Genomic DNA, 23,210 nt, shown 5'->3' on the forward strand with positions numbered 1-23,210 from the left:
TAATCATGAAGTCAGTGCTTTGGGCCGCAACGGCTCTCGTCATGTCGATCGGTGCAGCAAATGCTGCGGATGCCGTGAGCGTCCCACCGGCCGGCTTTGTCTGGACCGGCGGCTATGTCGGCGTGCATCTCGGCTACGGCGCCGGCCGAACCACGGTCACCGAGTTGGACGATTATTCGTTCTCGGAGTTTGGCGACACGCAGTTCAAGTTCAACTCGAACGGCTTCCTTGGCGGCGTGCACGCCGGGTACAACTGGCAGTCGGGCCAATTGGTCTATGGCCTTGAACTTGACATCACCGGCGCCGACATCAGCAACACCGTCGCCAACTCCATGATCCCTGGCGCCAATGAGAGCTTTTCCACCAGGATCGACTGGTTCGGCACGGCCCGCGCACGCCTGGGATATTCGGTCGACCGTTTCCTGCCATATGTCACCGGCGGCGTCGCCTTTGGCCACATCAAGAGCAGCTACGACGACAATGATTTCGTCCCAGGCAACCATGCCGTCGCCGACGACGTCGTGGCCGGCTGGACCATCGGCGCAGGCGCGCAATATGCGCTCACCGACAACTGGTCCCTTCGCGCCGAATATCTGTATGTCGATCTCAAGGACAGCCAAGGCTCGTTCGATGGCTTCAGATACGACTTCGACAACAACGTCCATGTCGTGCGGCTCGGCGCCAGCTACAAATTCTGACCTCGACAGTCAGACCAAAGAGACCCCGGCTCCGGCCGGGGTTTTTGTTTGACCATCTCCGCGGCTCAAGGCACGCTCTCCAGTACGCGAAAGCGGGATCAAGACGACCTCCTGAAGATCGTCAGATATCTTGCCAAAGTCCTCGCCACGGCGAGACGAGATCACAGAGAAGGTTGCGGCCGCCTTCACTGCAAGCATGGACATCGCGATGGGCAGCGGCACGCCGCTGCCACGAAGGCAGTGACTGAATCCATTGGGGGCAAGAAGAATGTCGGGGCGAACAATCCTTCGTAACGTCCTTGCTGGTTCGTTTTTGCTCGGCCTGCCGTTGCCAACTGCACATGCAGCTGAGCTTCCGACAGATGCCGCCGGCTACTCCCAACATCTGCGCGAACTCTGTCTGTCTGGGGCAGAGAGCAGCATGCCAGGAACAAGCATTGTCGCCGCAGGCAACTTCTGCAGTCTGTATATCGAGATACCGATAGCGTCGACCACGCCTTGCGCTGACACGCCGGAGGCTTGCACCCAGCGTTTCATCGGCCGCTACTTCAACGTGCGTCTGTCGAGACTGAGACAAAATTACACGTATTGCGACGATCAGGTATGCAAAGTCTATTACAACTTTCGAGACCCAGAAAACCGCTACGAGTCATTGACAGAGTGCGGGTTTGATATTGGCGGAATTGCCAGGGTCGACGCACAGCGAATAGTTATGAGCTTGGTGAGCATTTCGATCAACAGGAACTGCCTGGCCGGGGTATGATCTCACTCCGAACGCCCACTCATTTGGGTGTTCTGGTGCAACTATTGATACAAAAGCCCCGCCACCTTTCGGCAACGGGGCACAAGCGCTCACATTATGGTTTAGAACTTGTATGCCAACCCGACACGAACATCGCTCGTCTTGAAGCCGAAGCTGCCGCTTCCGCCCACATCGGTGAAGTCCAGATCACCATAATCCGTGTATCTGTACTCGGCCCGACCAATCAGACTATCGGTGAAGGCATATTCAACACCTACACCCACCGTCCATCCGACAAGCGTGTCACTGAATTTCACAGTTGGCGAACCGCCGGTGAAGACGGTTGCGTCAGCTCCGGCAAATGCCACGCCGCCTGAGATGTACGGCAAGAACCGATCGACCGCATATCCGAGTTTCGCGCGCACAGCGCCGGTCCAATTCAACTCGTAGTCTATGCCCGCGCCAGCCACTGGAACGCCCGAGGTCAACCCTTGGCCAAAGCCATCAATGCCTGACCACGCAATATCGGCATCAATGCCGACCACGATGTTGTTGGCCAGTTGGTGATTGTAGCCGGCATAGACGCCACCCAACCAACCATCGATATCCGCAGGCGCCGTAGGTCCGACGGGATTGGTCGACAGGTCACCATCGCCCCAGCCATATCCTGCCTGAAGACCGACGTATCCGCCTGTCCAAACAAAACCTGCCGGCAAAACTTCGGGAGTTGGCTCAAGCACGACCGCATCGGCCGCGGAGGCAATGCCTGACAGCCCGAGCACGAAAACGTTCGCTAGCAAAAACTTTTTCACAGCAGTTCTCCGGACTTACCCCCCAGTAGAAATTACCACGTGGTCGGGAAATTTATAGTCCCATCCTGAACTCACTTTGGCGCGTTGCTGAAACACAACAGGCACTTTCGACCCAGGTAGAATGGTCAGGGTGGCGGACGGCTGGTGATTGCATATCAGGCAGCCGCTGCCGGCTGCGGCAGCCAAGAGCAGCCTCCCGACCGCCCATAGAGCCTTGCCGACGCCATCAACCTGCGCCACACAAGTCGCCAGCGACGCCTCTGCATGCTGCAAACGCTCGGCGAGCACGACGGTGGCAGCAGCCTTGTCCAGCTCGCGGGACCGGCAACTGGTGAACATCGCGCTGCCTCTCACCGCCTCGTCCTGCACGATGATCGGATGGCGGCGGCGCGCCGCTGCAGCGCGGGAAGCTGCCGCTGAGGCCGGTCAACGCAGCAGGTCCACGAAGCTGAAGCCACGCACCAATCAGCCAGGGTCGGCTTGACGAAGAGCCGGCGGTCCATTTCCGGGCACTGATCCTGCGACCGCCAGACGGTGTCAACTCGACCCTGGTCGGCGATTTCACGACCGAACTCTACGCAGCCCGCAACGCACTTGCCGGCGAAGCATAGGGTGCCTTGACGGGCACGCTAGTGCACATGCACTCAATGTGTGCGGGGACAAAACGACAGGTGCGCCAACGATGGGCTGGATTGGCGAAACACTATCCATGAAATCGGATTTCACGATTCAAATTCTCACGGCGGCCGGAGCGGAGATGCATCTGCCCAGGCTCGAGGAGATATTGATCGGAAGCGTCGAAGACGGCGCACTCATCAGCTTCGTTCTCCCATTCTCCGGCGATCAGGCACGGGCATATTGGACAAGCACACTTGGGTCAGTCGCGGATGGCGAGCGACTGCTGATTTGTGCAATGGACGAAGGTCAGGTCATAGGCACCGTGCAGCTCTACCTCTCACCTGAACCCAATGCGCGGCACCGGGCAGAAGTCTACAAGCTTTTGGTCCACCGACGGGCGCAAAGGCGTGGTGTCGGCTCGGCCTTGATGGAGGCGCTCGAATTGGAAGCTCGCCGGCGGGGCCGCTCGCTGCTGATCCTTGACACGGTTCAAGGTGGGACGAGCGAACGGCTCTACCGCCGGCTGGGCTGGGACGAAATCGGTGTCGTTCCGAACCACTTCGTCGACCCTTTCGGAGCTCCGAAGGCCTCCGTCTACTTCATGAAGCATCTCGCGCCCTGGCACGCTGAAGTTCAATAGGCGACCAGACGCGGACACCTCCTTCCTGCCCGCGTCGACGACCGCCTCACGTCATTCTGCTGGTCGTTCGGCTCCGATGCCGTTGGTGAGCCGGACCAGCATGTAGGCCGACACGAGAATTGCGCCCGCACCAAGCCATTGGATGGGCTCCAACGTTTCGCCAAGGAAGGCGTAGGCAAGCGCAATGCCGAATATCGGAATTACGTTGAAGTAGCTACCCGCTACCGCAGCGGGGACCGAGCGCAATGCTGATATGTAGAGCCAGTAGGCAGCGGCGTAGTAAAGAAGCCCCGAAATTGCCGAAGCCACCAGAAGGCCTCCAGGAATGGCGAGGATATCTTCAATCGAACCAAACGGCGTATCGGCGACCAAAACCGCCAGAGCCCAAGCCAGCCCGGCGGATTGCTGCACGGCGACAACAAGTACTGGATCGACATGCTCGCCTATTCTGCGAGAGAACACCGTGTAGAACGCACAGCACAGTACTCCTCCCAACAGCAGAAGGGTCCCACCGAGATCGAGAAGGGCTCCGCCTCCCCCACCGACGTTGGCCACAAGGACAACCCCGAATGCGCCAAGCAACATCACCAGCACCAGGCTCCTGGTGACCTTTTCTCCTAGGATCAGGGCAGCCAGTCCAAGGATCATCAAAGGTTCGGCAGCCCACAGCAGCGACGACACGCTCGCCGAAGTCCGTGCAAGTCCCATCAAGCTCAGCGTGTAGGAAATGCCTGGATTGAGAACGCCAAGTGCGATCAGCGGCAGCAGAAGAGACCGCCTGGGGAATGGGCAGCTCATCCAGCGAACGGCCAGCCAGAGCACGAGGGCGCTTGGAGCCAATTGAAGGACGAGAAGCGTAACAGGGTTGATCGACCCGAGAAGCGCCTTGTTCAAGACGGTTGCCGCCCCCCAAAGGGCGCAAGCAACAACCAAGAGGGCAGCAGGAGGTAAGCGCAGCGAACGGCGCATGATGGCAAACTCCAGAAGTGGTTACGACAGCGAATGCGGCGAACGGCCTAGCGTTCAGCGCCGCATTCCGCGTCACAGCGGTCGTAACCGGGTCTTCTTGGAGGTCTGGGCATCCGTTTCTAGCCGATATCTCCTGATCGACTATTGGTACCAGCAACGGGCATAGCCATCAACTGAACGCCTATTGGCAGCATTTCGCGCTGACGGAACCGCAGCATCCCGATGCCGACTTGCTCTGCTCAGCAAGCCACCGGTCCCTGGGCTTGCAGCTCGCCGGGCGCGGGGAAAGCTCGACGACGATTTCGTCTTCCACTGCCTCTGGCGCGGCAGCCCGATGAAGCTGCATTGGCAGGATTCCATCACTGACCTCGAATGTCAGCCTCGCATCCATGTCGAGGGCGACGTGTTCGGTCACCTTCCGGACGATCGCTGAGAACTTGCCCGCGGTCATTTGTTCGGGCGAGTCGTCGACATCCCAGAGTTGAACGAAGATCTCGTCCCAGGATTCGGGGTTTGCCCCGCAGTCGAGCGCGGCAAACGCGCCGGCCTTGACTTCGGTCACGTGATAGCCGGGCCGGGCAGTCCTGCCGTCATACCTGAAGGTCACGCGATGCTTCGGATGGCAGGCAAAGAAGCCCAGAAGGCTCCCGATCGTCGCCTCGCCCGGGTCCGGCAAAACTGTGGCTACAACATCATCCTTGCCAAGCGCGTTCATGTCGGCTACTCCTCATTTTGACATTTCTAGGATTATTGAAATATGGATGAGCGTCAAGCCCTCACCGCCTTCGGGGCACTGTCTCAACAAACCAGGCTCCGCATCCTGCGCATGCTGGTCGTCGCCGGCCCAGACGGACTTGCAGCCGGCACGATCGCGGAGAACGCAGAGGTCTCTGCCTCGAACGTCAGCTTTCACCTGAAGGAGTTGGAACGGGCTGGGCTCGTTGCCGGCCGGCGGGATTCCCGCTCAATGATCTACAACGCCGAGTATGACGCAATCAGCGGCCTGATCCGCTTCCTGATGGAAGACTGCTGCTCCGGCCGCCCCGAGATCTGCTCGCCAGTCGTCAACGCTGCCGCTTGCTGCACTCCGGCGAAGGAACGCACTCAATGAGCGAGCGCACCTACAACGTCCTATTCCTTTGCACGGGCAATACCGCCCGTTCCATCCTGGCAGACGGAGTACTGCGCAAGGAAGGCGCTGGACGGTTCAATGCATTCTCAGCGGGCAGCCACCCCAAAGGGACGGTGAACCCGTATGCGCTGAAGGTGCTTGCGGCCATGGACTATTCGACCGAAGCATTCAGGTCGAAGTCTTGGGATGAGTTCGCGGCCCCGGGCGCACCGCAAATGGACTTCGTCTTCACCGTCTGCGACAGCGCAGCTGGCGAGGCCTGCCCTGTCTGGCCGGGACAGCCCATGACGGCTCATTGGGGTATAGAAGATCCCGCAGCCGTGGAAGGCAGCGACATCGATAAGGAGCGGGCTTTCTCGACGGCAGCCCGCTTCATGAAGAACCGCATCAGTGCGTTTCTCAGCCTGCCAATGTCATCGATCGACCGCATGGCGCTGGAGCGCCAGCTGCGAAAGATCGGCACCATTGAAGGTGCTGCCGGCATTCGGCTGCAGCCCGTCGAAGGATCGTCTGCAGACCTGGCGACGGCCTTGTCGGTTGAAGGTCTGCCCATCGATGACCTGACGGAGGACGGACGCAGCTTCTTCCGTGTCGTGAGAGGTGACTCGACCGTTGGCTTCTGCGGATATGAGACCGTTGGCAGCAACGTTCTGCTGCGCTCGATCGTCGTGCTGCCGTCGCTGAAAGGCCATGGAATAGGCGAGAGCGCCACCAGCCTACTCATGGACAAGGCCAAGCAGGGCGGCGCACGGCAAGTCTATCTTCTCACGACATCGGCTGCTCGCTTCTTCGAACGGCTGGGTTTTGCTCCCGTCGATCGGAGTTCCGTGCCGGAGGCGATCCTCAGAACCAGGCAAGCAGCATCCCTGTGCCCGGCCTCGGCAACTATCCTGACCAAGCAGCTCCAGGTCTGATCCAATGTCCATATTCGAACGTTATCTGACCCTTTGGGTCGCGCTATGTATTGTCGCTGGCGTTGCGCTCGGCCACCTCTTCCCCGGCATCTTCCACGCGATCGGGGCGGCCGAGATTGCCAAGGTCAACATACCGGTGGCCTTGCTGATCTGGCTGATGATCATTCCGATGCTGCTCAGGATCGACTTCTCGGCCATGCGCGAAGTCGGCCAGCATTGGCGCGGGATTGGCGTGACCCTGTTCATCAACTGGGCAGTGAAGCCATTTTCCATGGCGCTGCTCGGCTGGTTCTTCATCGGCTGGCTGTTTCGCCCTCATCTGCCTGCCGACCAGATCGACTCCTACATTGCCGGCCTGATCATCCTGGCAGCGGCACCATGTACGGCCATGGTCTTCGTCTGGTCGAACCTGACCAAAGGCGAGCCGCATTTCACCTTGTCCCAGGTGGCCCTGAACGATGCGATCATGGTCGTGGCCTTCGCTCCAATCGTCGGCCTGCTGCTCGGCCTCTCTGCGATCACCGTTCCGTGGGCCACGCTGGTCCTGTCGGTTGTTCTCTACATCGTCATCCCTGTCGTCATCGCCCAGTTCGTCAGGCGCAGCCTGCTCGGCCGCGGCGGACAGAAAGCACTCGACCGCGTGCTCCACGTCCTGCAGCCGATGTCGCTCGTCTCGCTCCTCACAACACTGGTCCTGTTGTTCGGCTTCCAGGGCGAACAGATCATCGCCCAGCCGCTGGTCATCGCGATATTGGCGGTGCCGATCCTGATCCAGGTCTACTTCAATTCGGGGCTCGCCTACCTGCTCAATCGGATTTCCGGAGAGCAGCACTGCGTGGCCGGGCCGTCCGCCCTGATCGGTGCATCCAACTTCTTCGAACTGGCCGTCGCCGCTGCCATCAGCCTGTTTGGCTTCAGCTCAGGTGCTGCCCTCGCCACCGTCGTCGGCGTGCTGGTCGAAGTGCCTGTCATGCTGTCGGTCGTCTGGATCGTGAACCGGTCGAAGGGCTGGTACGAGCGCGGCATCGCCCACAAGCAACCCATCGAAACCGGGAGCGTCCAATGACCGTCACGATCTATCACAACCCAGGCTGCGGCACCTCACGCAACACGCTCGAACTGCTCCGCGCCAGTGGTGAGGACCCGGCGGTCATCGAATACCTGAAGTCGCCACCAACCCGTGAAAAGCTGGTGGCCTTGCTGGCGGCGATGAACATGTCGCCACGGGCCCTGTTGCGGGAAAAGGGCACGCCCTATGGCGAGCTCGGACTGTCCGACCCCATGTGGACGGATGACCAGCTGATCGGCTTCATGATGGCACACCCGATCCTGATCAACCGTCCGATTGTGGAAACGCCCAAAGGCACCCGACTTTGTCGGCCGTCCGAAGCAGTCCTCGACCTCCTCGACAATCCGGTTACTACCTTCACCAAGGAAGACGGCGAAGTCGTCGCATATGATAAAGACCGCCGCTGAAATGGAATTGCCCAATCTGGAGCGCCATGCGTTCCGCATGCCTGATGCCGATGCGCTGAAGGCGGCCTTCCCGCCCCATAAGCCCCGTATTCTCCTGCTCTACGGTTCAAATCGGGAGCCCTCCTACAGTCGGCTCCTGACGCTTGAGGCCCAGCGCATCCTGGATGCGATGGGCGCGGAAACGCGCATCTATCATCCGAATGGCCTGCCCCTTCCCGACGATGCGCCGGCCGAGCATTTCAAGGTTCAGGAATTGCGGAAAGCAATGCTCTGGTCGGAGGGCCAGGTGTGGACCAGCCCTGAACGGCATGGTGCCATGAGTGCAGTCATGAAGTCTCAAATAGACTGGATACCTTTGCCGGGCGGGGCCATCCGGCCAACACAGGGGCGGACCCTGGCGCTCATGCAGGTTTCAGGCGGCTCGCAGTCCTTCAACGCCGTGAACCAGATGCGAATCCTCGGTCGGTGGATGCGCATGGTGACCATCCCGAACCAGTCCTCCGTCGCCAAGGCATGGCAGGAATTCGACGAAGGCGGGCGCATGAAACCCTCCTCCTTCTATGACCGGGTCGTCGACGTGATGGAAGAACTGATGAAGTTCACCTTGTTGACCCGTGGCATTTCGGACCATCTCACCGACCGCTACAGCGAGCGCAAGGAAAGCCTTGCCAAGCTGGAGAAGCGAGTGAGCCTGAAATCCATATGACTGCCGAGCGTACGCCGACCGCCGCCATCGTCGCCCTCGGCGTTACGCAGATCATCGGTTACGGGACGCTCTATTACGCATTCAGCATTCTCGCAGCGGATATCGCCCGGGATTTCGACTGGTCCGTGGAGTGGGTCTTCGGTGCCCTGTCCGTCGCCTTGTTGGCGGGCGGTCTGCTAGCCCCCTTGCTCGGCGCCTGGATCGATCGATTTGGTGCCGGCAGACTGATGACAGTCGGCTCGGTGTTGGCTTCTGCGGGCCTCGTTGCCTGTGCCTTGGCTCCCACAAGAACCACATTCGTCCTTGCACTGATCGTCGTCGAGATCGCCGCGAACCTCGTCCAGTATGGTGCGGCATTTGCGTTGCTGGTTCAAATCCGACCCCAGGTGGCCCAGCGGAGCATCACGTACCTGACCCTGATTGGCGGGTTTGCATCGACGATCTTCTGGCCGATCACGGCAGCCCTACACGCCCAGATGCCGTGGCAGCATGTCTATCTGAGCTTCGCCGCCCTCAACCTCGTTGTTTGCCTGCCCCTTCACGCATGGCTGGCACGCGAACTGACGCAAAGTCGGATGAAAACCCAGAGTGTCTCCGTCCCGGTTCGCGGTCGTCTCGAGGCCCGCACCCGACGCTTGGGCTTCGTTCTGTTGGTGACGGCTTTCTCCCTTCAGTCGCTCGTCGGAGCTGCCATCCTTGTCCACATGGTGCCACTGCTTTCGGGTTTAGGTCTGGGCGCGTCGGCAGCGATCGTGGGCACGCTGTTCGGCCCGGCGCAGGTGCTCAGCCGCCTGACGAACATGGTGTTCGGCGGCAAGCTGTCACCCGTAGTCCTCGCCTTGACGGCAGCAGGCCTGATGACGCTCGCCATCGTGACCTTGGTGGCTTCGGCCCCGGCCGTCGCGGGAGCAATCGCGTTTGCGGTGCTGTTCGGCCTGGGGAACGGGCTCTTCAGCATCGTGTCTGGAACGCTGCCGCTCATGCTGTTCGGAAGCGAAGGTTATGGAGGGCTTCAGGGACGCGTCACGGCCGCACGCCTGATCGTATCTGCAACGGCCCCCTTCGCCCTTGCATATGGCATGGCCCTGTTCGGGACATCCCTATCACTCGGATTCACCGCTACGGCCGGCACTCTTGCCATCGTGGGCTTCGCGGCCATCTATGCGCTCGTTCCACAGGAAACAGCGGCAATTGGCGAAGAATAGTCCCAAGTTGCCATGACGCGGGCATTCCTCATGTCCCTCAACAGACCTGCAAACCAGCGCCACCTGTCGCCAATAGGAGAACTACGATCCAGGGCGGTATCTTCCAGGCGGTCAGCATCACGAAGCCCGTAAGTGCGGGCTCGAAAGCCGCCCCGGGACACCGTCACAGCCGACGAGTTCAACAGCCGCGGCAACCGGTTTCATGCGCCAAGTCTTTGAAGATCACGCAATCCTGGCCTGGGCCACCAGCGCAGGCGATATCGCATCTGTCGACAAAGGCCTTGAGGCGCATCCACGTGCGTCCACTTTGCTGGAGCACGAAGCCGTCCAAGTCGAACGCTGGGTCAATCTCCCGGCGAGTGCGGATCGGCAAGGGCTGCTTCTGGGCGACTGATCGGCACAGCGGTCAAGGACGTACGCTTCGCCAGGTCTGCCTGCCCATTGCGCTCGAGCAACTTGCGAAAGCTCGGGTGCATTCCGCCGTCGGCATATGAGTGGGCGGAAAGCGCAACGCCAGCCGACACGAGGTTCTCCATGGCGACGCGATCGGCCTGCGTCCTGGCCGCAACCACGGAATCTGCCCCATTTGATGCGGGCGGACATGAGGCAAGAACATCGCTCGGGTCGCCTCCGTCAAACTCCTGATCGAACACATATCGCCCACCGCAATACGAGACCTTCGGCTGTCGACGGGTCACCTGGAATATATCGTAGCCCTGCTTGAGATCCGTCCAGAACGCAAAATTTGGATCGGACCGGTTCTTCGCCATGTTTTCAGGTGTCATGCGAAAGGGGAACGCTTGGACCTGGAAGGACCCTTGCCCTCCACCCAGGGCCTCACGCGCGACTGCGTAGATCTCGGCAACACCCTGGTCGGTAAGCGCATAACATCCGGACGAGGAGCAGGCGCCATGCACCATCAGCGCTTCGCCTGTATAGCCCAGCGCGGCTTCGAGCCTGTTGGGATAGCCTAAATTGAAGGAAAGATAGTACTGCGAGGTAGGATTCAACATCCCCGCGGACACGTGATAGAAGCCCTCCGGCGCCTGGCGGTCGCCGTTGCGGGTCTTGGGCCCGAGCTTGCCCGACCATCTGCACATCGGATAGGTCTTCAACAGCGCGAACTTGCCGTTCCGGTCGCGTTTCCATACTTCCAGTTCGCTTTCCTGCTTGAAGATGCGAACGAGAATAGGTGCCGACGGCGACATAGCCTTTCGTGACATCTCGGCCTTGAGAGCGGCAGGAACAGGCTGCGTCGCATTGCCATCGACCTCAAGAACGCTGGAAACGCAGCTGCTCAAAAGGACGGCGAGTACGGCAATCGAACCCATTCTCAGGGCATTCAACATCTGCAAGAACCACTCCCTGATATGCGGCATCTCCGCTCAGTGCGCTTAGTGTCCAATGATCATGGTTAAGGCATTGTTTCCGCCAGCATCTTTGCGAGCGGCAAAGAACCGCAGCAAATAGACGGCACAGTGCCGGCCTCTTGGGATAGACCCAAGTACAGAGGATTAACGTCGAGGTTGGCCGTGCACGGATCACTGAATGAAATGAGTGCCAAGGAGTCCCAGGCGATCCAACAGAGAAGGAAGCGCTCGAACTGGGTCATTTTCGCGGTACTGGCCGTCTTCGTCGTCACCGTGTTCGCGTTGAGCTTCAATCACATCCGTGTCGAGGGAAGCGCTCCTCCGACTATGAATGATCGCAGTTAGCGGGTCAGGCAGAGCCGCCTGGATCCGGGCGACCCGTCCCAACTAACGCGGCGGCTCGAACGGCAGATCGGATATCAGGCAAAGGCTCAGGCTGCGGTCCGCAATGAACAAGCACGATAGGTTCTAGTGCTTCCGCATCCACGATCGGCAACCGCACCAGTTCCTTGCCGTCATAGCTGATCGCGCCTGCCGGATTCGTGTAGCTGATGCCTACACCTTCTCCGTTTGCCGCCAGACTGCGCAGCACCTCGACCGAGGCAGCCCTGTGGGCCACATGAGGCATCAGCCCGAGCGACCGAAACAGACCGACCATATGGCGGATGGACAGGCCCTGATCGGAAAGGATCAGCGGGCGGTCAGCTATGTCGACAAGCTTGATCTCCTTGATCATAGCCAAGGGATCGTCCGGTCGAAGCCAGGCCTGGGGCGAAACCTGGGCGATGAGTTCTCGCTGAAAACTGCTATCCAGGCCGAGATCGTAAGTCAGCGCCAAATCGATATCGCCAGCCAGGAGGGCCTCCGCGAGCACTTCAAATGTGACAACCCTCGTCCTGACCTCTACCTCTGGAAATTGCTCTCGCATCAACCGGAGCAGAGGCGCAAGATGGCTTGGTGCCAGGTCGTCGAAGATGCCCAAGACGACGCGCTCCAGCCGCCTTCGCCCGAGGCCCTTGGGGTCTTCAAGCCGCGCCGCATCGGCCAGCAGGGTTTCCGCATCCGACAGGAACAGCCGCCCGTAGGCCGTGAGTGTGACAGGCACACCTTTCCGACGCAGGAACAGCTTCTGTTGCAGATGCCTTTCGACCTGTGTGATGGCGACCGAAAGTGCGGGCTGGGATACGTTCACCTGCTGGGCAGCGACGGTGAGACTGCCAGCACGCGCGACCGCCACCACGTATTCCAGTTGGCGAAGCGACAGATATAGCATCAGATTATATTATGCTTCCGAATTGATTATTGGAACTTAAAAGCGGCTCACAGCATGATCCCGGCCGGATCAACAGGGAGACTGCAATGCCTCATCCGCTCATCACTCAGGACCACATCGACAGTTATCGGCGCGACGGCGTTGTGCTGATCAAGGGGTTGTTTCGCGACCACGTTGAGGCTCTCCGTAAGGGGGTCGAGACCAACATGGCCGAGCCTGGAGAATATGCCGCTGAGAACCTCAAGGCAGGCGAAGGCGGCCGCTTCTTCGATGACTACTGCAACTGGCAGCGCATTCCAGAATTCGAACATGTCATCCGCACGTCGGCCGCAGCCGAAGTCGCCGCCGACCTGATGCAGTCAAACGCTGTGCAGGTCTTCCACGACCATGTACTGGTCAAGGAACCGGGAACGTCGAAGCCAACTCCCTGGCACCAGGATTCTCCCTACTATTTTGTCGAGGGCGAACAGACAGTCAGCTTCTGGTCGCCGCTCGACCCGGTCAAAGAGGCTTCCCTTCGCTGCGTCGCCGGCTCCCACCTTTGGGAGAAGCCGGTACTTCCGACCCGCTGGCTGTCAGAGCAGAACTTCTATCCCGATGCCGAAGCTTACATGCCAGTGCCCGATCCCGATGCCGAAGGCATGACAGTCCTGGAATGGGCCATGGAGCCCGGCGACGCGGTCGCCTTCAACTACAAAACCCTGCATGGTGCCCGCGGCAACGAGAGCAAATCGCGACGCAGGGCCTTCTCGCTGCGGCTTCTCGGCGACGACGCTCACTACGTGGAACGGCCCGGCCGCACGTCTCCGCCATTTCCCGGCCATGGCATGAAGCCCGGCGAGAAGCTGCGCAACGATTGGTTTCCCGTGATCTTCCAACGCTAGCAACCAGGCATTCGCCAAACGGCCCAGCTCATCGGCTGGGCCGTAGTGCATTCAAACATGCGCTGGCGGAGAAATAGAGGCGATGCGAAGCACCTAGAAATGCAGGCCATCCGGTGCTCGCCAAGGGGCCTGGCATGAGACGCTATTCTGCCGATAGCGCCTCACGCTTGGGTCATCGCACCGGATGGCCGCGCGGGGCCTGATCAGGAGGGGATCAGGGCACCGACGCGTTCAGCATTGGCTTCGGCTTCCCGCAGTGCTGAGCGCTTGCCGCGGTGGAGATCCTTGGCAAACACGCATGCCGCGTCATGCCCCGGCGATAGCTTGAACGCCGGCGGAACCTGCTGGGCACAGTCGCCGACGGCCATGGGACACCGGGTTCGGAACCTGCAACCGGACGGCGGATTGGTTGGGCTTGGCACCTCGCCGATCATCAGCGGAGCCTTGCGCTGCCGTTCGGCGATCGGGTCAGCCTCGGGAACCGAAGCCAACAACATCTGCGAGTACGGATGGCTTGGATGATCGTAGAGTTCCTGCGATGGCCCATGCTCGACAATCTTGCCGAGATACATGACATAGACGCGCGAAGCCGCCTGCCTGACGAGTTCGAGGTCGTGGGCGATGAACAGACAGGCCACGCCCAAATCCTTCTGCAGCCGAAGGAACAGATTCATGACCTGGGCACGGATCGACAGGTCCAAAGCGCTGACGGGTTCGTCGCAGATCAGCACTCTCGGATTGACGGCCAGGGAACGAGCGATGGCGACACGCTGGCGCTGACCGCCTGACAGTTCTCGCGTATGGCGACCCTTGACCGCTTCAGCGAGGCCGACTTGATCGAGGAGTTCCTTGGTCCGCCGATCACGATCTGCCTGCGACTTCACACCATCGATCAACAAGGCTTCATCGATGGCCTCGCCGACCGTCTGTCGATCGTTCAGCGACGAGTACGGATCCTGGAACACGTATTGGAGTGCCCTGCGGCTGGCGCGCAGCGCCGAGCCGGAAAGCGTGCTCAGGTCGACACCATCGAGAAGGACGCGACCAGAGTTTGCCTTTTCAAGGCCGACGATCGTGCGCCCCAGCGTGGATTTCCCGCAGCCGGATTCGCCGACCAGACCAACAATCTCACCCGGATACAGTTCGATGGAAACGTCATCGACGGCATGGACGAACTTGCCCCGCTGCACGCTCTTGAACCGCGTCTGCAGGTTTTCGACTTTCAGAACAGGCCCGTGCATCACGCTGCTGCCTTTCCTTGGTTGACGACCGGGCAGGCAACGACGACGGCGCTGTCGACTGACTGCACGAGTGGAGGACGGGCTGCCGTGCATGCTGGGATCGCGAGATCGCAGCGCGGCGCAAAGGCACAGCCCCTGATGGGCGCTCCGAGCGTCGGCGGGATGCCGGGAAGCCCGCGGAACTCCGAGCCAATCGGGTCTTCTCTGCGCGGGATCGCGTTGATCAGCCCCCTCGTGTAGGGGTGTCGCGGCGTGACCAGAACCTTGTCCACAGGGCCACGTTCCGCAGCCCTCGCTGCATACATGACGACGATGTTGTCGGCAGCGCCCGCAACCACGCCCATGTCATGCGTGATCAGAACCATCGCCATGTTGAGCCGCTGTTGCAGGTCCTTGAGCAGGCGCAGGATCTGGGCCTGCACGGTCACATCGAGGGCCGTCGTCGGTTCGTCGGCAATCAGCAGCTTTGGCTCTCCCGCCAAGGCGATGGCGATCACGATACGCTGACGCAGGCCGCCCGAAAGTTCGTGCGGGAATTGCCGAAGACGTGCAGCCGGGTCCGAGATGCCCACCAGCTTGACCAGTTCGAGTGCCCGCGCCTCTGCAGCGCGCGGGGTCATGTCGAGGTGGAGCTCCGCCATTTCGGCGATCTGGCGCCCGATGCGCCGAACCGGATTGAGCGCACTCATCGGGTCCTGGAAGATGAACCCGATGGACTTGCCGCGGACCTTGCGGAGCTCAGGCTCGGGAAGTCCGACTAACTCGCGCCCATCGAACCGCACTGAGCCCGATAGATTGGTCGTCACCCCCATGGGCATCAGCCCAAGCGGAGCGAAGTTCATCACCGTTTTGCCGCTGCCGCTCTCGCCGACGATGGCGAGGCATTCGCCTTGGCGGACTGTGTAGCTGACCCCGTCGACGGGGCGCACGGCCGACTTGGCAGTCAGGAGATCGACCGTGAGGTTGCTGACGCTGAGAAGGGGTTGGTCATGCATCGGAATTCTCCTTGGCCCAGCCCGCGACCTCGATGCGCCGCATGGCGAGCATCCGCCGGGTGAGCGGCTTCGGTATGCGGTTGAGTGCAATCGCTTCGCCGAGCGTGTTGAAGCCGATGACAGCTGCCGTCAGTGCCAGGCCCGGCAGGATGACCTGGCGGGGATCGGATTCGAGATAAGGCAGCGCGTCGACCAGCATCTGCCCCCATTCCGGCGTGGGCGGCTGGATGCCGAGGCCGAGGAAGCTCAGCGTGGCCACTGCAAGTGCTGCGGTTCCCGCATCAGCTGTCGCATACACCATGACCGCACCTATGGTACCGGGCAGCAGGTGGCCGAAATAGATGCGCCATGGGCTGGCACCCAGGACCCGAAGGGCCTCGATATGCGGCTTGCTCATGATGCTGACCGCAACGCCACGGCTGATGCGGCCGCTCATCGGCCACCATGCCAAGGCAAGCGCTAGCACCATAGTCCAGTAACCGGGACCGACGATGCCGATGACGGCAAGGGCGGTGATCAGGCTCGGGATCGACAGGCCCACGTCGACGATACGCATCAGGAGGTCATCGACCCAACCCCGGTGGTAGCCAGCGATCGTGCCCATCAGGATGCCGACCGTCATAGCTATGATGAGGACCGAACCAACGCTGACGAGCGAGGTATTGGCGGCGATGATCAGGCGGCTGAGTGTATCGCGGCCGAGGTGGTCCGTGCCGAGCCAATGGGCGAAGCTTGGTCCCTCGCCGGCGGCAAGCAGGTTCTGGGCGCTGGGATCCTGTGGAGCGAGCCAGGGCGCAAACGTACCCAGGGCGACGAACAGGCCGATGACGATCAATGCCACGCGAGGCATCTTGTTCAGTGCTGCGAAGAGAGGCTTGAGTTTGGTCATAATCAGCTCCATTGGCGCCGGATGCGGGGATCGGTCATGAGGACCGCAAGATCCACGATCAGGTTCACCACGATGAAGAAGGTGAGGAAGATCAGCAGGCAGGCCTGCACGACCATGAAGTCGCGGAAGCGCACGCCGGCGAGAAAGTAGTCGCCGACCCCCTGCCAGGCGAAGAGCGGCTCGACGATGATGCCGGTGGCCGTCATCAGCCCCACCTGGGTGCCAAGCGCATTGATGAAGATGGGCGTGATGTTGGGCAACGCCTCGCGAAACAGGATGGCCGTACGGCCCAGCCCCTTGCTCTTCGCCGTCAGCACGTACGGGCTGGTCATGGCCTCTTCCAGGCCGACACGCACGATGCGGCTCAGCACCGCTGCCGGCAGGACCGCGACCGTCAGCCACGGAAGTATCCAGCTTTCGGGGCCGTTGAAGCCGAAGGACGGGAACAGCTGAAAGCTGACGGAGAAGCCATAGATCATCAGCGCGCCGACGAAGAACGTCGGGGTCGACGCGCCGATGAGAGCCAGACCGCGCGAAACGCGGTCTGGCAGTTTGTAGGGCCAGAAGGCACCCAGAAACCCGAGGAGCAGGCTGAGCAGGGTGGCAATTACCGCGCTGCCGGCGACAAGGACTCCAGTCACGAACATGCGCTTCGGAAGGTCTGCGCTGACAGCCTGGCCCGTCCGGTAGGAGATGCCGAAATCTCCGCGGACCGCGTCGCCAAGCCAATCCACATAGCGCACCAGCAGTGGCTTGTTCAGTCCGATCTCTTCGGCGACTTGTTCGACGTAGCCCGGGGTCGCGACCGCGCCCCGAAGCTCGGCAATCAGGACGGCGACATTGCCCGGGGCAGAAACCACGAGCGTGAAGCAGACCAGGGAAGCCATGAAGAGCAGGACCAGGGAATGCTTCAGCCGCTTGCTGATGAAGTGGATCAACGCAACCTCCCCTAGTCGGCCAGCACGATGTTTTCGTACGGCATGTCGTATTCCGTGGGCGCAGTGCTGAAGCCCTGAACCCGCTTGGAGTGGGCCCAGATAGTCGGGACGTAGATCAGCGGCGCGATCGCGTCGTTGTCCCGCAGCCAGTCGTAGAATTTCTGCAGTTCGCCTTCGACCTTGTCCTCCGAAGCCGATGCGGCAGCATTGATCAGCGGATCGAGATTGACCGGATCGGTTACCAGCTTGCCTTCAACGTCGTTCTTGAACGTCGACAGGAAGAGGCCGACGATGGTGCCGAACGGCTCGAAGGGAGCACCGTAGGTGAGGAAGAAGCCGAGATCGTACTTCTTCTCGAGCATGTCGGTGTGCTTCGAGGCATGGTCGACCGAACGGATAACCAGGTCGATGCCGATCTCCTTGAGTTCAGCCTGGATGACCTCAGCCACCACCCGCGCGCCGGGAATGGCTTCCGGGCTGACGACCATTTCCAAGGTCAGCGGCTTGCCTTCCTTGGAGCGGACAGGACCACCGGTCCAGCCGGCTTTATCGAGCAGTGCGGAAGCCGCGGCCGCATCGCGGACCGGAGCGTCATACTGTTTGCCCGCCAAGGGAAGTGCGTCGGAGAACAGGTTGCCGGCCGGCCTGGCGTAGCCGAGGTATAGGGCCTTGGCGATGGCGGCACGGTCGATACCGGTGCTGATGGCCTTGCGCACCAGCGGGTCCTTGAGGGCTTCCGCCCGGTCGGGATTGAAGGCCATCACCAGCGTGACATTGCCGGGATCGATGACGACAGGCACGCCGGCCGCATCGAGCTGCTTGGCTTCCACGGGTGTCAGGCCCGCAACCCAGAAGCCGCCAATCAGGTCGATTTCGCCGGAGCGCAAGGCCGCGACACGCGAGCGCGGATCGGGAATGACCTTTGCCTCTAGGCGTTCATAGGACGGCTTGTCGCCCCAGTAACCGTCGTAGCGCTCGAAGACGCTCTGGGTGTCGTCGGCGCTGACCTGGCGCCATGGTCCGGTGCCCACAGGGTCGACGAACTTGCCATCGGCACCGACTGACTTGGGGCTCAGGAAGCGGGTCGGCCGCGTGTAGGAGAGTTCCTGCATCAAGGCGAGCGGAGCTTCCTTGAACCGCAGGGTGATATGATTGTCGTCAACCACCTCGGCCGACTGGAAGTACTTGGAGCAGTTCATCCAGCTGAACTGATCCTTCCCCATCCAGCGATCGAGATTCCACTTGCAGGACGTTGCGTCGAAGACGGTGCCGTCCTGGAAGGTGACACCCTGGCGCAGTGTCAGCTTGAGCGTCTTGCCCCCGTCCTCGAGCTTCCAGTCGGTGGCAAGGCACGGTTCGATCTTGCCGCCTTTGCCGTATTTCACCAGCGGTTCGAACATGAGATCCTGGATCGCCCAGATGGCGAAATGGCTCTGCGGATCGAGATTGCCCGCAGGCTTGGCGATCGCCACGCGCAGAGTGCCCTTTGCACCCTCTGCGTACGCGATCTTGGTAAGGGCAGCCTGGGCCACGGCCAATCCGACAGCTGCGGACGATGCCTGCAAAAACGCACGCCTATTCAATGACATAAGAGACTCCTCTCGTCTTCTAAAGTTCCCGGAACGTCGTTGCTGCCGCTACGGCAGCCGCGCTATTTTGTATAGACATATTAGAAATGGCATGTGTACAATAATGTGTCAATACGGGCGACAATTTTGAAATTTTATGTCGACAATCTTGCCGACAGTCCGTGTGCAGGAAGGATTCAACGTGCATCTGAGGCGAGCGAATTCGACCTTTCGAGCTCGCTGCCGACCGACAAACGCGGGATCCAAAAGCGCCTCAAGGAAGGGGAAGAAATGCAGATCAAGCTGATCAATCCGAACACCACGGCATCGATGACAGAACTCATGGGTTCGGCAGCGAGAGCGGTTGCAGCACAGGGCACGGAGATAGTTCTCGCGACATCCAGATCAGGCGCTGTGTCGATTGAAGGACATTATGACGAGGCGCTGAGCGTTCTCGGCACGATCGATCAAATACTGGAGGGGAACCCCGCCGATGCCTATGTGATCGGCTGCTTCGGCGACCCTGGGCTGCTCGCGGCACGAGAGATCACGGCGGCACCGGTCCTTGGCATCGCCGAGTGCGCAATGCATGCCGCGACCTTCGTCGCCACGAGTTTTTCGATCGTCACCACGCTTGAAAGGACCCGAATAATCTCGGAGCAGCTGGTGCGAAACTACGGCATGGAACGCCATTGTCGCCGGGTCAGGGCTACCGATGTAGCAGTCCTCGATCTCGAGGAGCCGGAATCCTGCGCCCGCGCCATCATCCTGGGCGAGTGTGAAGAGGCCCTTCGCACCGACAAGTCGGAAGCCATCGTCCTTGGCTGTGCCGGCATGGCGGACCTGGCGAAATATCTCGAAGAGCGTCTTGGCGTACCCGTCATCGACGGCGTTGCCGCATCGGTGAAGTTCGCAGAAGCCCTCGTCGGCATGAGGCTTCGCACATCCAAGATCGGCGACCTCGCCTATCCGTTGCCGAAGCCATACCTGGGCAAGCTCTCGGCCTATGCTCCAGCCCGGCTGTTTCCGGCCACCGCCCCGCAACAGACAGAACGCCTCGCGATTTTAGGATAGGCAGATGGATTTCGATTTCGCCGAACTTCCGGAGCAGCACCGCTACCGCCTGCTCAGCAACTTCGTCGGCCCGCGCCCGATCGCACTCGTGACGACGGTCGACGAGCACGGCTGTAACAATGCCGCCCCGATGAGCTTCTTCAACGTGTTCTCGCACGAACCACCGCTGCTGATCCTTGGCATGCAGTCCCGTCCTGACGGGACTGCCAAGGACACGGTCGCCAACATCAGGCGTTCGGGAGAGTTCGTGGTCCATATGGTCGACATGGCCATTGCCAGGGAGATGATCATCACAGGCATCAACTTCGCGAGCGACGTGGATGAGATCGAGTTCGCCGGACTGACAAGCGTAGCCGCAGTCAAGGTCGCCGCCCCCCGCATCGCCGAGTCGCCCTGCGCCATGGAATGCAGGGTGTCCCAAATCCTCGACTACGGCCGCCGCATCATTGTCATCGGCGAAGTCATTCAGATGTATGTGCGCGACGAATGCCTGGACGAACGAGGCCGCTATGTGCGGCCCGAGGCCTATCAGCCGATCGCCCGCCTGCATGCCGACAACTACATCGTCGCTGACAATCAGTTTGTGTTGAAGAAGCCCGTCGACCTGCAGCATCACGAATTTGAGCCAGCACCTCAAGATCCGCGGAAGCATCCGTAGCCAACTGGAACTCTTCAGGGCCGAATACGAGTTGATCGCGGAGAGACCGCTTCCAAGCTTCGGGTAAGAACAGCAGGGATGCAAGCGCCCCTAGACAAACGCTATCAGTAGTTTGGACAACCAACGGAGGAAGAGCTCAAGTCGAACACCCGGAAAAATGAACCCTGACTAAGGTATCCATTTTTGATGAGATTCCGACGCTCCGCTACAGCGATCTCAAACGTTTAGGCTACTGCCCTTGGTCAAAGGCCCACATGTGGAGACTGATCCGCAAAGGTCTCTTCCCCGAACCAACTGTCATGGGCCGGCGGACACATCTCTGGACCGTAAGGTGCATGGACGGCCACCTCCGCAAGCATCAGGCCCTCAGGAAACTTGCAATGCGGAGAAGGCTAGCAATCTTACGTCCTGAGGGGAGCCGCCCCCGCTAATAGCGAGTCCGTCCCTGGCGACGCGAGCCGCCAGGGCACCTTATCTCGGCAGAACGGATTGGTGGCGAGGCCTGAAAAGAGGCCTAATTCGGTCCGCAGATGAAATGCCGTTGCGGCCCAAGGCGCCCTTGCTTCGACAGAAGTAGGCAAAAACGCACAGGGACAAAGCGATGGTTCTGGTGGGCCCGGAGGGACTCGAACCCCCAACCAAGCGGTTATGAGCCGCCGGCTCTAACCATTGAGCTACAGGCCCCACGCGGGCTGGATAGTGGCTTTTTCGGGCGGGCACAAGACATCTTCTCAGCAAGCTTGCACGTTGCCGCAATGCACCCATAATCCAACAGTAGTTCACCTTCCCGGAAGGGCCTTCCAGAATGGAGAATATTATGAATCGCAAATACATGGCAGCACTGCTTGCCGCAACGCTCGCGCTTCCGGCAGCTGTCGCCCATGCCGACAACCAGCCCTCGCCGCGCATCATCGTGATGGGCGAAGGCCAGGCCACCGTGGCCCCCGACCTGGCGCTGCTGTCGCTGTCGGTGATGCGCGAGGCCAAGACCGCCCGGGAAGCGCTCGACGCCAACAACGACGCCATGGCCGCGGTCATCGCCGCAATGAAGGCGGCAAGCATCGCTGAACGCGACCTGCAGACCTCGGGCATCCAGATCTCGCCGCGCTACAACTACACCAACAAGCCCGACGGCACCCAGACCGCCGAACTGATCGGCTACCAGGTCACCAACACGCTCGCCGTGCGCGTCCGCGACGTCGCCAAGACAGGCGAAGTGCTCGACAAGGCCGTGTCGCTCGGCGTCAACCAGGGCGGCGGCATCACCTTCACCAACGACAATCCGTCCAAGACCATCACCGAGGCGCGCAAGCTTGCGGTTGCCGACGCCATCGACAAGGCCAAGGTCCTGGCCGAAGCCGCCGGCGTCAGCCTCGGCCGCGTCGTCGAGATCACCGACCAGTCCTATGCGCCGCCGCCGATGCCGATCGAAGCCAAGGCCTTCGACCGCGCAGCCGGTGCGGCAGCCCCTGTTCAGGCCGGCGAGAACGCCTACCGCGTGCAGGTCAACGTCACCTTCGAAATGAAGAACTGATTCTTTTTCCCCGGGGGCTCGTGCAGCGCACGGTTGCCCTGGTGATATCCTGGACAGGGCCCCGTGCATCGCGCGGGGCCCTTCTGCTTTCCGGGCGCCGCCCTTTTTTCCGAGCCCGCCCCTTTTCCGAGTCCATTGCATCGGAGCAGTGAAGTCCCAAGACGCGAAAAACCCCGGAGGCCGAGCCTCCAGGGTTTTTGCCTGGAGCCGCACCCGCTGTCCCGGGGGCTCCCCACTATCCGGCGCCCGCGTCCGCGGGCGACGATCTTGCTACCGGCGCTCGGTTGCCAGCGCCCGGCTTACCGGCAACGGCTTACCAGCGAACCACGGGGCAGTTCGGGGCGCGGCCGAAGGTGACGGCGACGCGTTCGCCATATTTGCGGCCGGCGACCGTGATGGTGCGCGGGCCGACATCGGCGATGCGGGCGCGGCGCAGGCCCATGCGGTCGGCCTTGTCCAGCGCCCGGTCGGGCGTGCAGCGGCGATCCCAGCGGCCCTGGTCGGGGCGACGATTGTCCCAACGGTTGCCCCAGCGATTGTCGCGGCGGTTGTCCCAGCGGTTGTTGTCCTGAACGAACACGCCGACGCGCGGCTCGCCCTGGCCGAGATTGAGGTAAAGCCCGTCTGCCTGGGCCGAGGCCGGGATGGCGGCCAGCGTGCCGAGACCAATGAGAGCCGAAAGAGCGGCGGTCGTGAACTTGTTCATGAGGTCTTCTCCTTGAATTCGGGGGCGTCAGGCCGTTGTTGCCTAGCGATGACCAGACAATGCACCTGGCCATCTGAACCGATGTCGAACCGCACGTTCATTTTCGGTTCATCCGCCATGTTTTTGATTTTTTTGATTCTTTTGGAGAACACAGGCGTAGGCTCGGGC

24 protein-coding genes, 1 tRNA gene and 2 pseudogenes are annotated in these 23,210 nt (G+C 61.0%); 14 read left to right on the forward strand and 13 right to left on the reverse strand.

Translation table 11 applies throughout. The features are described from left to right. Positions 1 to 5: 5 nt before the first annotated feature. A complete protein-coding gene (locus B015_RS0116340; protein WP_026227362.1) occupies positions 6 to 698 on the forward strand; it encodes an outer membrane protein in 693 nt (230 codons plus the stop codon). A 268-nt stretch (positions 699 to 966) separates the two neighbouring features. Beyond that, on the forward strand, positions 967 to 1,461 hold the full coding sequence (locus B015_RS33315) for a hypothetical protein (protein ID WP_157632764.1): 495 nt from the start codon (positions 967 to 969) through the stop codon (positions 1,459 to 1,461). A gap of 101 nt (positions 1,462 to 1,562) precedes the next feature. Here the strand turns inward: B015_RS33315 and B015_RS0116355 are convergent, their stop codons facing one another. After that, on the reverse strand, positions 1,563 to 2,252 hold the full coding sequence (locus B015_RS0116355; RefSeq protein WP_018428800.1) for an outer membrane protein: 690 nt from the start codon (positions 2,250 to 2,252) through the stop codon (positions 1,563 to 1,565). Between the two features lie 15 nt (positions 2,253 to 2,267). Then, entirely contained in the window at positions 2,268 to 2,591 is a 324-nt protein-coding gene (locus B015_RS0116360; protein ID WP_026227365.1) for a hypothetical protein, read from the reverse strand. 370 nt (positions 2,592 to 2,961) lie between these two features. On the opposite strand from B015_RS0116360, the gene B015_RS0116365 reads away from it, so the two are divergent. After that, positions 2,962 to 3,510 (forward strand): GNAT family N-acetyltransferase, encoded by a 549-nt coding sequence (locus B015_RS0116365; protein WP_018428802.1) that lies wholly within the window; start codon positions 2,962 to 2,964, stop codon positions 3,508 to 3,510. Positions 3,511 to 3,561: 51 nt separating this feature from the next. Here B015_RS0116365 and B015_RS0116370 read toward each other — a convergent pair whose 3' ends face one another. After that, entirely contained in the window at positions 3,562 to 4,479 is a 918-nt protein-coding gene (locus B015_RS0116370; protein WP_018428803.1) for a DMT family transporter, read from the reverse strand. Between the two features lie 181 nt (positions 4,480 to 4,660). Next, entirely contained in the window at positions 4,661 to 5,194 is a 534-nt protein-coding gene (locus B015_RS0116375) for a DUF6428 family protein (protein ID WP_018428804.1), read from the reverse strand. Between the two features lie 42 nt (positions 5,195 to 5,236). Here B015_RS0116375 and B015_RS0116380 point away from each other — a divergent pair, with 42 nt between their 5' ends. The 7 genes and pseudogenes from B015_RS0116380 to arsK all read left to right on the forward strand — a co-directional run bounded on the left by B015_RS0116380 (position 5,237) and on the right by arsK (position 9,912). Further along, a complete protein-coding gene (locus B015_RS0116380) occupies positions 5,237 to 5,590 on the forward strand; it encodes a metalloregulator ArsR/SmtB family transcription factor (RefSeq protein ID WP_018428805.1) in 354 nt (117 codons plus the stop codon). Continuing rightward, a pseudogene (locus tag B015_RS33875) lies at positions 5,587 to 6,090 on the forward strand (arsenate reductase ArsC); the annotation flags it as partial. The gene B015_RS0116380 and the pseudogene B015_RS33875, both read left to right, overlap by 4 nt. 45 nt (positions 6,091 to 6,135) lie before the next feature. After that, positions 6,136 to 6,525: pseudogene (gene arsN2 / locus B015_RS33880) on the forward strand (arsenic resistance N-acetyltransferase ArsN2); the annotation flags it as partial. A 4-nt stretch (positions 6,526 to 6,529) separates the two neighbouring features. Continuing rightward, complete coding sequence (gene arsB / locus B015_RS0116390) at positions 6,530 to 7,591, forward strand: ACR3 family arsenite efflux transporter (protein WP_018428807.1); 1,062 nt, start codon at positions 6,530 to 6,532, stop codon at positions 7,589 to 7,591. Then, the gene (gene arsC, locus B015_RS0116395; protein WP_018428808.1) at positions 7,588 to 8,001 is read left to right on the forward strand and encodes an arsenate reductase (glutaredoxin); all 414 of its coding nucleotides are present in this window, start codon (positions 7,588 to 7,590) and stop codon (positions 7,999 to 8,001) included. The genes arsB and arsC overlap by 4 nt, the downstream gene beginning before the upstream one ends. Beyond that, entirely contained in the window at positions 7,982 to 8,707 is a 726-nt protein-coding gene (gene arsH, locus B015_RS0116400) for an arsenical resistance protein ArsH (protein ID WP_018428809.1), read from the forward strand. Before arsC ends, arsH begins: the two co-directional genes overlap by 20 nt. Next, positions 8,704 to 9,912 carry an arsenite efflux MFS transporter ArsK gene (gene arsK / locus B015_RS31085; protein WP_018428810.1) on the forward strand — a complete coding sequence of 403 codons (1,209 nt, stop codon included), beginning with the start codon at positions 8,704 to 8,706 and terminating at the stop codon, positions 9,910 to 9,912. The genes arsH and arsK overlap by 4 nt, the downstream gene beginning before the upstream one ends. 344 nt (positions 9,913 to 10,256) lie before the next feature. Here arsK and B015_RS0116410 read toward each other — a convergent pair whose 3' ends face one another. Next, positions 10,257 to 11,243: a murein L,D-transpeptidase family protein gene (locus B015_RS0116410; RefSeq protein ID WP_018428811.1), complete on the reverse strand. Its 987-nt coding sequence runs from the start codon at positions 11,241 to 11,243 to the stop codon at positions 10,257 to 10,259. Positions 11,244 to 11,631: 388 nt separating this feature from the next. Continuing rightward, the gene (locus B015_RS0116420; RefSeq protein WP_018428813.1) at positions 11,632 to 12,555 is read right to left on the reverse strand and encodes a LysR family transcriptional regulator; all 924 of its coding nucleotides are present in this window, start codon (positions 12,553 to 12,555) and stop codon (positions 11,632 to 11,634) included. Positions 12,556 to 12,641: 86 nt separating this feature from the next. Here B015_RS0116420 and B015_RS0116425 point away from each other — a divergent pair, with 86 nt between their 5' ends. Then, positions 12,642 to 13,439: a phytanoyl-CoA dioxygenase family protein gene (locus B015_RS0116425; protein ID WP_018428814.1), complete on the forward strand. Its 798-nt coding sequence runs from the start codon at positions 12,642 to 12,644 to the stop codon at positions 13,437 to 13,439. 203 nt (positions 13,440 to 13,642) lie between these two features. Here B015_RS0116425 and B015_RS0116430 read toward each other — a convergent pair whose 3' ends face one another. Genes B015_RS0116430 through B015_RS0116450 form a run of 5 tightly spaced genes read right to left on the reverse strand, consistent with a single transcriptional unit; the run spans position 13,643 to position 19,091 of the window. After that, on the reverse strand, positions 13,643 to 14,680 hold the full coding sequence (locus B015_RS0116430; RefSeq protein ID WP_018428815.1) for an ABC transporter ATP-binding protein: 1,038 nt from the start codon (positions 14,678 to 14,680) through the stop codon (positions 13,643 to 13,645). After that, positions 14,680 to 15,675, reverse strand: a complete 996-nt coding sequence (locus B015_RS0116435; RefSeq protein WP_018428816.1) for an ABC transporter ATP-binding protein — start codon at positions 15,673 to 15,675, stop codon at positions 14,680 to 14,682. The genes B015_RS0116430 and B015_RS0116435 overlap by 1 nt, the downstream gene beginning before the upstream one ends. Continuing rightward, a complete protein-coding gene (locus tag B015_RS0116440; protein ID WP_018428817.1) occupies positions 15,668 to 16,576 on the reverse strand; it encodes an ABC transporter permease in 909 nt (302 codons plus the stop codon). The genes B015_RS0116435 and B015_RS0116440 overlap by 8 nt, the downstream gene beginning before the upstream one ends. Next, complete coding sequence (locus B015_RS0116445) at positions 16,567 to 17,502, reverse strand: ABC transporter permease (RefSeq protein WP_018428818.1); 936 nt, start codon at positions 17,500 to 17,502, stop codon at positions 16,567 to 16,569. Before B015_RS0116445 ends, B015_RS0116440 begins: the two co-directional genes overlap by 10 nt. A gap of 11 nt (positions 17,503 to 17,513) precedes the next feature. Continuing rightward, positions 17,514 to 19,091 carry an ABC transporter substrate-binding protein gene (locus tag B015_RS0116450; protein WP_026227367.1) on the reverse strand — a complete coding sequence of 526 codons (1,578 nt, stop codon included), beginning with the start codon at positions 19,089 to 19,091 and terminating at the stop codon, positions 17,514 to 17,516. Positions 19,092 to 19,361: 270 nt separating this feature from the next. Here B015_RS0116450 and B015_RS31090 point away from each other — a divergent pair, with 270 nt between their 5' ends. Together B015_RS31090 and B015_RS0116460 are read left to right on the forward strand one after the other, a co-directional pair. Next, positions 19,362 to 20,144, forward strand: a complete 783-nt coding sequence (locus B015_RS31090) for an aspartate/glutamate racemase family protein (protein WP_051091972.1) — start codon at positions 19,362 to 19,364, stop codon at positions 20,142 to 20,144. Between the two features lie 4 nt (positions 20,145 to 20,148). Continuing rightward, a complete protein-coding gene (locus B015_RS0116460) occupies positions 20,149 to 20,802 on the forward strand; it encodes a flavin reductase family protein (protein WP_018428821.1) in 654 nt (217 codons plus the stop codon). Positions 20,803 to 21,410: 608 nt separating this feature from the next. Here the strand turns inward: B015_RS0116460 and B015_RS0116465 are convergent. Further along, positions 21,411 to 21,486 (reverse strand) — tRNA-Ile (locus tag B015_RS0116465). Between the two features lie 133 nt (positions 21,487 to 21,619). On the opposite strand from B015_RS0116465, the gene B015_RS0116470 reads away from it, so the two are divergent. Continuing rightward, positions 21,620 to 22,336 carry an SIMPL domain-containing protein gene (locus B015_RS0116470; RefSeq protein ID WP_018428822.1) on the forward strand — a complete coding sequence of 239 codons (717 nt, stop codon included), beginning with the start codon at positions 21,620 to 21,622 and terminating at the stop codon, positions 22,334 to 22,336. Between the two features lie 313 nt (positions 22,337 to 22,649). Here the strand turns inward: B015_RS0116470 and B015_RS0116475 are convergent, their stop codons facing one another. Next, positions 22,650 to 23,042 carry a hypothetical protein gene (locus tag B015_RS0116475; RefSeq protein WP_018428823.1) on the reverse strand — a complete coding sequence of 131 codons (393 nt, stop codon included), beginning with the start codon at positions 23,040 to 23,042 and terminating at the stop codon, positions 22,650 to 22,652. Positions 23,043 to 23,210 lie beyond the last annotated feature (168 nt).

The sequence above is a fragment of the Hoeflea sp. 108 genome (assembly GCF_000372965.1).
Taxonomy (GTDB): Bacteria; Pseudomonadota; Alphaproteobacteria; order Rhizobiales; family Rhizobiaceae; genus Aminobacter.

Excerpts from the sequence above, each read along its gene's own strand:
- B015_RS0116340 (WP_026227362.1), top strand. The coding sequence starts at position 6 with ATGAAGTCAGTGCTTTGGGCCGCAACGGCTCTCGTCATGTCGATCGGT.
- arsK (WP_018428810.1), top strand. The coding sequence starts at position 8,704 with ATGACTGCCGAGCGTACGCCGACCGCCGCCATCGTCGCCCTCGGCGTT.
- arsB (WP_018428807.1), top strand. The coding sequence starts at position 6,530 with ATGTCCATATTCGAACGTTATCTGACCCTTTGGGTCGCGCTATGTATT.
- B015_RS31090 (WP_051091972.1), top strand. The coding sequence starts at position 19,362 with ATGCAGATCAAGCTGATCAATCCGAACACCACGGCATCGATGACAGAA.
- B015_RS0116450 (WP_026227367.1), bottom strand. The coding sequence starts at position 19,091 with ATGTCATTGAATAGGCGTGCGTTTTTGCAGGCATCGTCCGCAGCTGTC.
- arsC (WP_018428808.1), top strand. The coding sequence starts at position 7,588 with ATGACCGTCACGATCTATCACAACCCAGGCTGCGGCACCTCACGCAAC.
- arsH (WP_018428809.1), top strand. The coding sequence starts at position 7,982 with ATGATAAAGACCGCCGCTGAAATGGAATTGCCCAATCTGGAGCGCCAT.
- B015_RS0116370 (WP_018428803.1), bottom strand. The coding sequence starts at position 4,479 with ATGCGCCGTTCGCTGCGCTTACCTCCTGCTGCCCTCTTGGTTGTTGCT.
- B015_RS0116420 (WP_018428813.1), bottom strand. The coding sequence starts at position 12,555 with ATGCTATATCTGTCGCTTCGCCAACTGGAATACGTGGTGGCGGTCGCG.
- B015_RS0116475 (WP_018428823.1), bottom strand. The coding sequence starts at position 23,042 with ATGAACAAGTTCACGACCGCCGCTCTTTCGGCTCTCATTGGTCTCGGC.
- B015_RS0116430 (WP_018428815.1), bottom strand. The coding sequence starts at position 14,680 with ATGCACGGGCCTGTTCTGAAAGTCGAAAACCTGCAGACGCGGTTCAAG.
- B015_RS0116435 (WP_018428816.1), bottom strand. The coding sequence starts at position 15,675 with ATGCATGACCAACCCCTTCTCAGCGTCAGCAACCTCACGGTCGATCTC.
- B015_RS0116460 (WP_018428821.1), top strand. The coding sequence starts at position 20,149 with ATGGATTTCGATTTCGCCGAACTTCCGGAGCAGCACCGCTACCGCCTG.
- B015_RS0116425 (WP_018428814.1), top strand. The coding sequence starts at position 12,642 with ATGCCTCATCCGCTCATCACTCAGGACCACATCGACAGTTATCGGCGC.
- B015_RS0116375 (WP_018428804.1), bottom strand. The coding sequence starts at position 5,194 with ATGAACGCGCTTGGCAAGGATGATGTTGTAGCCACAGTTTTGCCGGAC.
- B015_RS33315 (WP_157632764.1), top strand. The coding sequence starts at position 967 with ATGTCGGGGCGAACAATCCTTCGTAACGTCCTTGCTGGTTCGTTTTTG.
- B015_RS0116380 (WP_018428805.1), top strand. The coding sequence starts at position 5,237 with ATGGATGAGCGTCAAGCCCTCACCGCCTTCGGGGCACTGTCTCAACAA.
- B015_RS0116360 (WP_026227365.1), bottom strand. The coding sequence starts at position 2,591 with ATGTTCACCAGTTGCCGGTCCCGCGAGCTGGACAAGGCTGCTGCCACC.
- B015_RS0116365 (WP_018428802.1), top strand. The coding sequence starts at position 2,962 with ATGAAATCGGATTTCACGATTCAAATTCTCACGGCGGCCGGAGCGGAG.
- B015_RS0116470 (WP_018428822.1), top strand. The coding sequence starts at position 21,620 with ATGAATCGCAAATACATGGCAGCACTGCTTGCCGCAACGCTCGCGCTT.
- B015_RS0116440 (WP_018428817.1), bottom strand. The coding sequence starts at position 16,576 with ATGGAGCTGATTATGACCAAACTCAAGCCTCTCTTCGCAGCACTGAAC.
- B015_RS0116410 (WP_018428811.1), bottom strand. The coding sequence starts at position 11,243 with ATGGGTTCGATTGCCGTACTCGCCGTCCTTTTGAGCAGCTGCGTTTCC.